This is a genomic window from Cobetia sp. Dlab-2-AX (genome assembly GCF_024124625.1).
Taxonomy (GTDB): domain Bacteria; phylum Pseudomonadota; class Gammaproteobacteria; order Pseudomonadales; family Halomonadaceae; genus Cobetia.
In genome coordinates, this window is record NZ_JAMXRV010000017.1 from 1 (window position 1) to 8,979 (window position 8,979).

An 8,979-nucleotide genomic window follows, 5' to 3' on the forward strand; every position below is an offset into this window, starting at 1 on the left:
CTTGTTAGCAGTGCGGCGCCGATGATCACTGAGTATCTGAGCCTGCTCGGGATCATAGCCATTAGCGGTGGCGTTACGGCGAATTTCACGGCTGATCGTGCTGCTGTGGAGGTTCAGCTCCCTGCCGGTCTGGCGCTGGCTCATGCCCAAGTCATAACGGGCGTGGATCTGATATCGTTGGGTCTGGGTCAGCTGTCGGTATTCCATACTCTGCTTCACTTTGGTCGGTGAGCCGAGAAGGGTACCGGCGCTGGCCCTCCTGCCTCTACCGTGCGGTCCAAAGTGCTGCGGTTATTCTATGAATCCAGGAACCTAAGGCAGAAATATCTATTTTATATAACCTATATATATATATAACGCCAATTGAATTAACAATTACTTGACTAAATATAGTAGCGATAGCAGCACCTTCTATTCCATATATTGGGATTAAGGTAATATTTAAAGCTACATTAGCTATTAATGTTACTAATGCAATTGTTGTAGCTGCACCTGCCCTACCCAACATGCTCATCACTATGCCTGCAAAACCAACTGTTGCATATATAATTTTTCCAATTACTAACAAGATTAAACTTTCACTTGCAGATTCATATTCTTTCCCGAATATATTTACTATAAAAAACTCACTGTATAAAGATATTATAACACCTACAGGAAGAAGGATAAGGAAACCTGCCCTATGTGCGATGACTACTATCTGCTGGATTCTAGACCAGTCTTTTAAAGCATGTAATCTAGCTATCTGTGGAGCAATTACTAAAGATATAGCTAACAAAACACCACCTATACCATCAGACAATTGTATAGCGATGCGATAATAGCCAACTTCAAGAGCTGACGTGAGCTGTCCTAGCATGATGATATCTACTTGGTAATTCAAAACCTGGGCGCCAGCTAAAAATAAAAATGGCAACGCTTTGGTCAAAACATCTCTATAGCTACTTTCTTCAGGCTTATTAATTCCTACATTTGGTTTTTTATTATTGAGTAAGTACAAGCCAATCAACACAGAAAAAGATAACGCTATAGCATTAGATATTATTACTTCTTTTGCCGTCACATTAGTGAAAAACAAAGGATAGGATAATAATAGTGCAAGAAAAATAGTTGGCCTAATTATATGCCCAGGCATAATACTGATAGTTACAAACCCTAGACCTCGAATAATACCACCAGTTGTCGCTTCAAGGCTCAATAGAGGTATGAGCAGCAAAGATAATAAAATTGGATACTCTTGATTGGGGTTAAGGTCAAAAAAACTCACTACTAAAACAATAAAAACAATGAGTAAAAAGCTTAAAAAGCTAACCAGTTTTAATCCATTTGATATGGATAAATTAATCTCAGAATATTTTTTTTGAGCTAATTGTACAGCTATAATCCTAACAAGATAAGCGGGAAAGCCAAACTGGGCGATTACGACTCCAATCTGAACTAATGCCATAGTAACTGCATATAAGCCTAACGATGTTGGCCCTAAATATCTAGCTAGTATAACACCAATTATAAACTGAAGCCCAAGATATCCAAACTTAACACCAATACTTAAAGCACCACTCTTAAATAACTGTTTTATCATATTCACCCTCGCTGAACAAGATATTACCGAGCATTAAGCATATTTACCCTCAAACATTTATCTTCACTTCACACAAAACATGATTTCTTAATATAACATCACCATATAGGCAGTCATAAAAAATAAACAGGGGGTAACTACAGTAAATGCTATAGCTCGAATTAAGCTTAATTATCGGCTACCTGCTCCAGTAAAGATTACTTTCACTGTTCTTAATAATATAAGCAAATCAAGCCATAAAGAAAAATTCTTAATATAGTAAAAGTCATACTCTAGCTTTTCTCGCATCCCCTCTATATCAGCTGCATAACCTTGTTCTACTTGAGCCCAACCAGTTATCCCAGGACGCACCACATGACGATATTGAAAAAAGGGGACATCTTTCTCGTACCATTTCGTCAGGCTCATCGATTCAGGCCGCGGGCCAATTATGCTCATGTCACCCTTCAAGACATTTAACAATTGGGGAAGCTCATCAAGACGGCACTTGCGAATGAAACGTCCAACACGTGTAATACGGGGATCACTACCTTCCTGAGTAAAATCAGTACCCTCTATATCGGTGTACATGCTACGGAACTTGTATACCGTAAACGGGCGACAGTGAAAGCCCATACGGGGCTGACAAAACAAGGCTTTACCTGGACTATCCAGGCGAATGGCGAGCGCAGTCAACAGCATAACTGGGGCCAAGAGCGGAATCAGCATCAAGGCAGCAAGAATATCCATGCCACGCTTGATGACTTCATAATCTTCGCGCGGAGTCAGTGAGCCGTATTCATTTGCATAGAGATGATCAAGCAGGACCTTGCCGGTAATCATTTCATGCGCCTGGGTGGCGTGATATACCGGAATACGGTGAATCGTACAATCGGCCAGGAAACGTTGCCATTCTTCCGGGAGGTCCGCGCGTAAATCTGCGACAACCGCATCGATTCGCTTCATGCCTACGAGCGATGGAGCCTCCAACTGATACCAATATACTGACTTGCTGTGATCATCACACAACGCAGGCGCCTTACCGAAAGGCACCACTGCCATACGTTTGGTGGTCCACTTGCTATCAACATAATAGAAAGCCCCGCCAAAGATGATCGCCAGCGCGAAGGAAATCCCGACCTGCAGACGTGACACCTCGATTTCCAGCACACCGCAGATGATGATGAGCAAGGTATAGGAAGCCGCGACGGTCGGGATGACATAGGTAAAGGAGCGCGTGCCCGGCAGTTGGCAAAGACGGTTGATAAGCGTCAGGGTCAAGGTGAAGGCAGCTGCAGTACCTAGAATCGCATTCCATTGTGCCAGCGTGGAGGTATTCCAGAAATCAAATCCCCAGCGGTACATGGCAGGTAGTACGACTACCAGCAGCACGCCAAAGAATGTCTGTAGGCGCTTGCTGGCCAATAAACGCTCGTAATGACGTGAATAGCGCCGTTGATGCTCCATGGTTGAGCTCACTTCTTTCATGTCTCGTTCCCTTCGAATTCAATATGACTGATGACGGAATACAGCGGGATCATTTATAGCTGTAGTTGTAATAGCCATAATTCTCGCCATAGGTACCGGCGGCTTTGCGCTCCATGGCGTTGAGAATTCCGCCTTTCACGGTAACCCCAGAAGCTGCCAGGCGCTTGAGAGAGACTTCCACTTCCTTGGGCGCATTTACCTCAAAGCGTGTTACTAGCAGTGTCGTACCCACGTGCTTACCAATGACGGCAGCATCGGTGACTGCAAGAATCGGCGGTGAATCGATGATGATTAGATCAAAGCGCTCGCTGACCGCAGCCATGAATTCCCGGAAACGTGTACTCATCAGCAGCTCGGAGGGGTTTGGGGGCGCAATGCCACGCGCCACATAGGAGAGTGTCTCAAGCGCAGAAACCGTGCGAATAACATCTTCCAGTGACTTCTTGCCTGCCAGGTAATCACTCAATCCACACTCGGAGCGCTCATCGAAGATAGAGTGCATATGGCCCTTGCGCATATCGGCATCTACCACCAAGACTCGCTGCCCAGCTTGAGCACAGACGGCGGCCAGGTTGGCAGCAACGAAGCTCTTGCCGATGCCTGGGCTGGGGCCGGTAATCATCAACGTATTGGTAGGGGCTTCCATCATCGCGAAGTGCAAGCTGGTACGCAGGCCACGTAACGCCTCGATCGCCAGGTCAGCCGGATTACGCGCGGCAAGCAAGCCATTGGGGATTTCACGCGAGTGTTTATCTGTTTTCCGCTTTACCTTGCGACTCAACTTGCCCTGCTCATCCGAGAGCGGGATGGTGGCATACATCGGCAGACCCAGCGCTTCCAGCTGGTCTGGCGACTCCACACCACGACGGAAGGCTGCACGCAGCAGAATGACACCCACGGAGAGCATGCCACCCAGCAGTGTTGCGATGACCACGAGCATGGCTTTTTTGGGCTTGATGGCCCCCGGCAAGATACCGGCATCGTCCAAGATACGTACATTGCCGACAGTACTGGCTTTGGCAATCTCCATTTCCTGAACTTTATTCAACAGCTGCACATAGATGGCCTGGGTCACTTCCACACTGCGCGTGAGGCGCAACACTTCCTGCTGAGTTTCAGGCAGGTTCTTTACCTGGGCATTCAGCTTGTCCATCTCACGCTTGAGCTGTGCCTTCTTCTCAAGCAAGGCTTTGTAAGTCGGATGGCTAGGCGTATAACGCTTGGCGATCTCGGCTTCGGTCAGTTCCAGCTGATTGACCTGTGCCTCCAGATTCACGATGCGTTCCAGCACTGACTGGGTCTCCAGTGAGAGATCCACACTGTCACGTGACGTCCTGAATTCATTCAGGCGAGATTCCGCTGCATCCAGCTGCGCGCGCACCTTGGGCACCTGATTATCGAGGAATTCGAGGCTATTGCGTGCTTCTTCACTCTGACGTTGAACATTCTGTGAATAGTAGATATCCGCGATGGTGTTCAGCGTACGCTGTAGCTCACGCGGCTTCTCGCCCGTCATCGACCAGGAAAGAATGCCGGTCTCCTTGCCCTGCTCCGAGACGGAGAATGATTTACGCAGATCTTCGATCGCCTGCATGCGGCTGATGTGTGTCAGCTCGAATTCCGCGCCTGCGGAGGCATTCAAGGCAGTGACACGCAAATTCAGCTGACCATCGGCAAAGCTATCCAGTTGATTGATGCGCCCCTTGCCCAGCAACTCACCATCCTGGATCAGCTCGTAATGACTTTCATCCAATACACGCAACGTAACTGTGTTGCCGAGCATGGCGTCATCGACGGGCATCTCACTGACGCTGATGCTCTCCCCTGCCCAGGTGCTTGCCCACCCCTGAGCGAAATCCTGACGTTCCACCCCGCGGCGCACCAGGAAATCGCCCAGCAGCGGCAGTCGCTTCGGCGTGACGATGATATCCAGGTTGAGCAGGTCCACCGCGCGGCCAAGTACCATCCGCGAGCGGATGATCTCGATCTCAGACTGGGACGGCGGCTCCTTGCCCAGAATCGAATTGACGTCAGCCAGTGGATTGGTCGAAGGGGCATCATCAATCTGGATCAGGGCATCCACCTTGTAGATGGGCGTCGCCAACAGCGCGTAGACCACCCCGATGACAGCAAACAGACCAGTGATCGCGATGATCCATTGCTTGTGATCAACCAGGATGCCGAACAGGCGCCCCAGATCAATTGCATCATCATCGTTATCGCGAGTGGCAGCCGACGACATCGCCCCAGTGGCTGTATTTTGCGGGGTCTGATTCATGAAACACCCTTCGAGTGCTGCGGCTCTCGTGAGAACCAGCGGTAGTAGGTAGAGAGGAAGAAGACAGGAGGCTGGCGCGGATCAATCGTCACTGCGCAGATCATCGAAATCACTGGCGGAACGCGTCACCTGATAGACGGCGGTCAGCGTCGGCATCAGCTGGTTGACGACACGGTTCCAGCGACTGAGCGGCGCGGCCGTGACGTAGACCACATCAGAAGGCTGCAGCATGAATTCGGCACCGATCACGAAGGCTGCCGAATCGCGGGCATCCAGCTGATAGACCGTCGCCAGCTTGCCGGTGCTGGTGTCCGCACGGCGCACGACGAAGATGCCCTTGGCATCTGCCTGGCCTTCATCAATACCACCGGACTGGGCAATGGCATCTGTCAGCGAAATACGCGAATTGCCCATTGCCAGGCTGCCCGGCAGTTGCACCTCGCCCATCACGTAGACCTTCTGATTGCCCACATCCGGCACGTGCAGTACATCACCGTCGCGCAGCAGACGGTTGTTGCTCAGCGCGCCGTTCTGCAGCAGGTCATACAGCGAGAAGTGCTCATCACTGTCATCACGCGTCAGCACCACATCGTGCCAGTTGGCTAGCGGTGACAGGCCGCCCGCCTGATTGACGGCATCCAGGATGGTCAGCGGCACATTGGTGATCGGCAGGATTCCCGGCGTTTGCACCTGGCCGGTGACATAGACCTTCTGAGATTTGAATGCCGCTACCTGCACATCGATCTGCGGTGAGGCGATATAGCCAGACAGGCGACGCTCAATGACGGCGCGCAGTTCCTTGACCGTCAGCCCCGCCGCTTTGACGCGCCCGATATAGGGATAAAAGATGGTGCCGTCGCTGTGCACGCTGTTGCCGGATTCGATGGCGCTGCGCTCGGAGCCGGCCGGGATGGTCAGTTCAGGGTGGTCATAGACGATGATATTGAGCACATCTCCGCGACCGATGCGGTAATCGTAATCGGTCAGCTGCTGCTCAAGCAGCGGATTGTCACGCTGGCCCTGGCCACGACTGTCATTCAGAGCATCTACCATGCCGAAGGTGATCGGCTTGACCTCAAGCGCATCATCCAGCGGGGCCGTTTCTGTCTGATAGTCCATATCGCCACCGGGGGCGAAAGCACAACCCGTGGTAGACAGCATGACAATCAACAGCGCAGTAGTCATTGCCAGGCGGGGGCGCGGCGACAGCGCACAGCCCTTGCCAAACATGGTGACCTTGATCATGTAAAACCCCCGAAAACTGCAAGATGGAATGGGCAGCCTCATGCTGCCCTGGAAGAGAAGGCGTCGTGGTCAGGCCGCGACGTAGTCAATCGAAAGTCGTCAACCGAAAATAGAGCAGCCCAAACCCGACATGCCAGTCAGAGTGAAGAGATAAAAAGTAGAGAAAGGATGCGCAGGGTGAATCTCGAGGACAGCCAGGTAGCTGTCTGCTGCTGGGCTGCATTGCGCAAGCCCTATGCGGTAAGTCTCTCCTACCCCATCGACCTTTCGTGAGCGTGAGCCGGTTTTAGGCACGCTACCGCCCCAGGGTGGTTGACGGCGCATCCCTGAGGCCCTGACATGAAGATCTTGATGTCTTCCCGCTTGTGTCGTACTTGGCCACCTGTTTCTCAGACAGAAACAATACTTCTATGACGCAAGAAAGCCTTGCTACGAGTGGCAACCCGAATTCAAGCCAAGATCATTCCCCTTGAGGAAAATCCGGCGCACTGAACTCGTGGACAGATATCGAGCACAAAATTCAATTAGCTAATACTTAAAAAACAGAAAGGTAATTCCGATATTCTAGACGCAGCAAACCCTAGCAGGGCAATCATCTTGTAGGTCGCCAGTGCTATCAGATAAGGACTTGCTCTTGTTCAAATGAGTACAGGATTCAGGCTTCGAACTAATAAGACTTGTACAACCCTATCGGCTCATACTACCCGAACGGGGCCAGTCACCACGAATCAAACGGCAGACAGGCCATGACAGCCTGTTACCGACACTGCTGAGGAGAGAATCTGTCGGGCATTGGTAGAGACACCAGCACCGCAAGCGCAAGATCCTTCCTGCGTGTCGTCAACACGGCATGTCATTCAACCGGTGACTCATCCTATCTGCGTCGCAAAAAAGAAACACAGCCTTCTCAATAAGAGACGCATGATACTGCATTCTGGGACTCTCGTTCCACCCTTTATTCATATTCGCCTGCTGCCTACCAGGGAAACAAAGCGTGATGATGGCATCCAAATCACTGATATTTGTGACACTATGCGGGAATCTAAGTGCCAGAGGCCGCATGGCATGAGCCAAGACCATGAATCAGTGCGTAGCCAAAAGACGACACAGGCTCTGTACAGGGATAGCCCGATTACTATTCAGCATCACTATGAAACAATATGATTACAAAAAGCATTAGCCATACAGTGGCCAACTAACTAGATAAACCATAAAAAACTAATCTAGCAGTACGAAAAGAACTTGCAGGTCATGACAATGAGTTTCACGTGGCTGGATTCAAACACAAGCGCTCGCATACCCGACCGCCTGAATTTTCACCAGCTGTCACATTTTGCAATTAGTGTCGTTAACCCGCTGCCATTCCCGTCAAGAGTGGTGACGCGATCATCATATTCGATGGTTGTTTACGGTTAGATGTCAGTCGACCAGCAACGTAAACTCTGTTAATTTTCACAATATTCGCGTATTGAAATCTGCCACACGAGGCGATAGAACGTTGTGCACGACAAGTCTCTAACACCTTTTATTGTTTCTCATCAAGAATCAATCGCCCAGCAAGTCATATCAGCGCCTGTGCCAACACAGAGAGCGTGAGAATTTCCTACTCGGGAAGACAAGGGAACGCACATGAAACGCACTGCTACAACATTGATCATCGCGGGACTGGCTTTATCCCCTTTGGTTGCCGGGATAGCCCGTGCCGAAAGTGAAGCACCGGCTCAGACAGGTTCGGCACCTTCCAGCACAGGATCTACCAGCACAGGAAGCAGCAGTACTGGCGGTGCGGCAGCAGGCGCTGGCGCCGCTGGTGGCATGGCCGCTGGCACCATTGCAGCTGTCGCCGCTGGCCTGGCGGCGGCGGTTGGTGTCGCTGCCACTGTCGCCTCCGGGGGTGACGGCAGCAGTGGCGGCAGTACTGGTGGCGACGGCGGTACTGATCCGGGTGATGGTGGCGATGGCGGCACTGATCCGGGTGACGGCGGCAATGGCGGCACTGATCCGGGTGACGGTGGCGATGGCGGCACTGATCCGGGTGATGGAGGCGATGGCGGTACTGATCCGGGTGACGGCGGCGATGGCGGTACTGATCCGGGTGACGGCGGCGACGGCGGTACTGATCCGGACGATGGTGGCGACGGCGGCACTGATCCGGGCGATGGTGGCGACGGTGGCACTGATCCGGGCGATGGTGGCGACGGCGGCACTGATCCGGGCGATGGTGGCGACGGCGGCACTGATCCGGGCGACGGTGGCGACGGCGGCACTGATCCGGGCGATGGTGGCGACGGCGGCACTGATCCGGGCGACGGTGGCGACGGCGGCACTGATCCGGGCGATGGTGGCGACGGCGGCACTGATCCGAGCGATGGTGGCGACGGCGGCACTGATCCGGGCGACGGTGGCG

The 8,979-nt window shown here is 51.8% G+C and carries 6 protein-coding genes; 1 reads left to right on the plus strand and 5 read right to left on the minus strand.

The window, feature by feature from the left end:
* The 5 genes from NH396_RS16940 to NH396_RS16960 form a co-directional block, all read right to left on the minus strand.
* Positions 1-207 (minus strand): helix-turn-helix domain-containing protein (locus tag NH396_RS16940; protein ID WP_290441830.1); only part of this gene is annotated, 207 nt, incomplete at its 3' end.
* 58 nt (positions 208-265) lie between these two features.
* Positions 266-1,582 carry a flippase gene (locus NH396_RS16945; protein ID WP_253065019.1) on the minus strand — a complete coding sequence of 439 codons (1,317 nt, stop codon included), beginning with the start codon at positions 1,580-1,582 and terminating at the stop codon, positions 266-268.
* A gap of 171 nt (positions 1,583-1,753) precedes the next feature.
* Complete coding sequence (locus NH396_RS16950) at positions 1,754-3,049, minus strand: exopolysaccharide biosynthesis polyprenyl glycosylphosphotransferase (protein ID WP_253065020.1); 1,296 nt, start codon at positions 3,047-3,049, stop codon at positions 1,754-1,756.
* Positions 3,050-3,098: 49 nt separating this feature from the next.
* Positions 3,099-5,327 carry a polysaccharide biosynthesis tyrosine autokinase gene (locus NH396_RS16955; protein WP_253065021.1) on the minus strand — a complete coding sequence of 743 codons (2,229 nt, stop codon included), beginning with the start codon at positions 5,325-5,327 and terminating at the stop codon, positions 3,099-3,101.
* A gap of 81 nt (positions 5,328-5,408) precedes the next feature.
* Complete coding sequence (locus NH396_RS16960) at positions 5,409-6,572, minus strand: polysaccharide export protein (RefSeq protein WP_290441831.1); 1,164 nt, start codon at positions 6,570-6,572, stop codon at positions 5,409-5,411.
* 1,699 nt (positions 6,573-8,271) lie between these two features.
* Here NH396_RS16960 and NH396_RS16965 point away from each other — a divergent pair.
* Positions 8,272-8,979, plus strand: a 708-nt coding sequence (locus NH396_RS16965) for a hypothetical protein (protein WP_253065022.1), incomplete at its 3' end; no start/stop codon positions are given.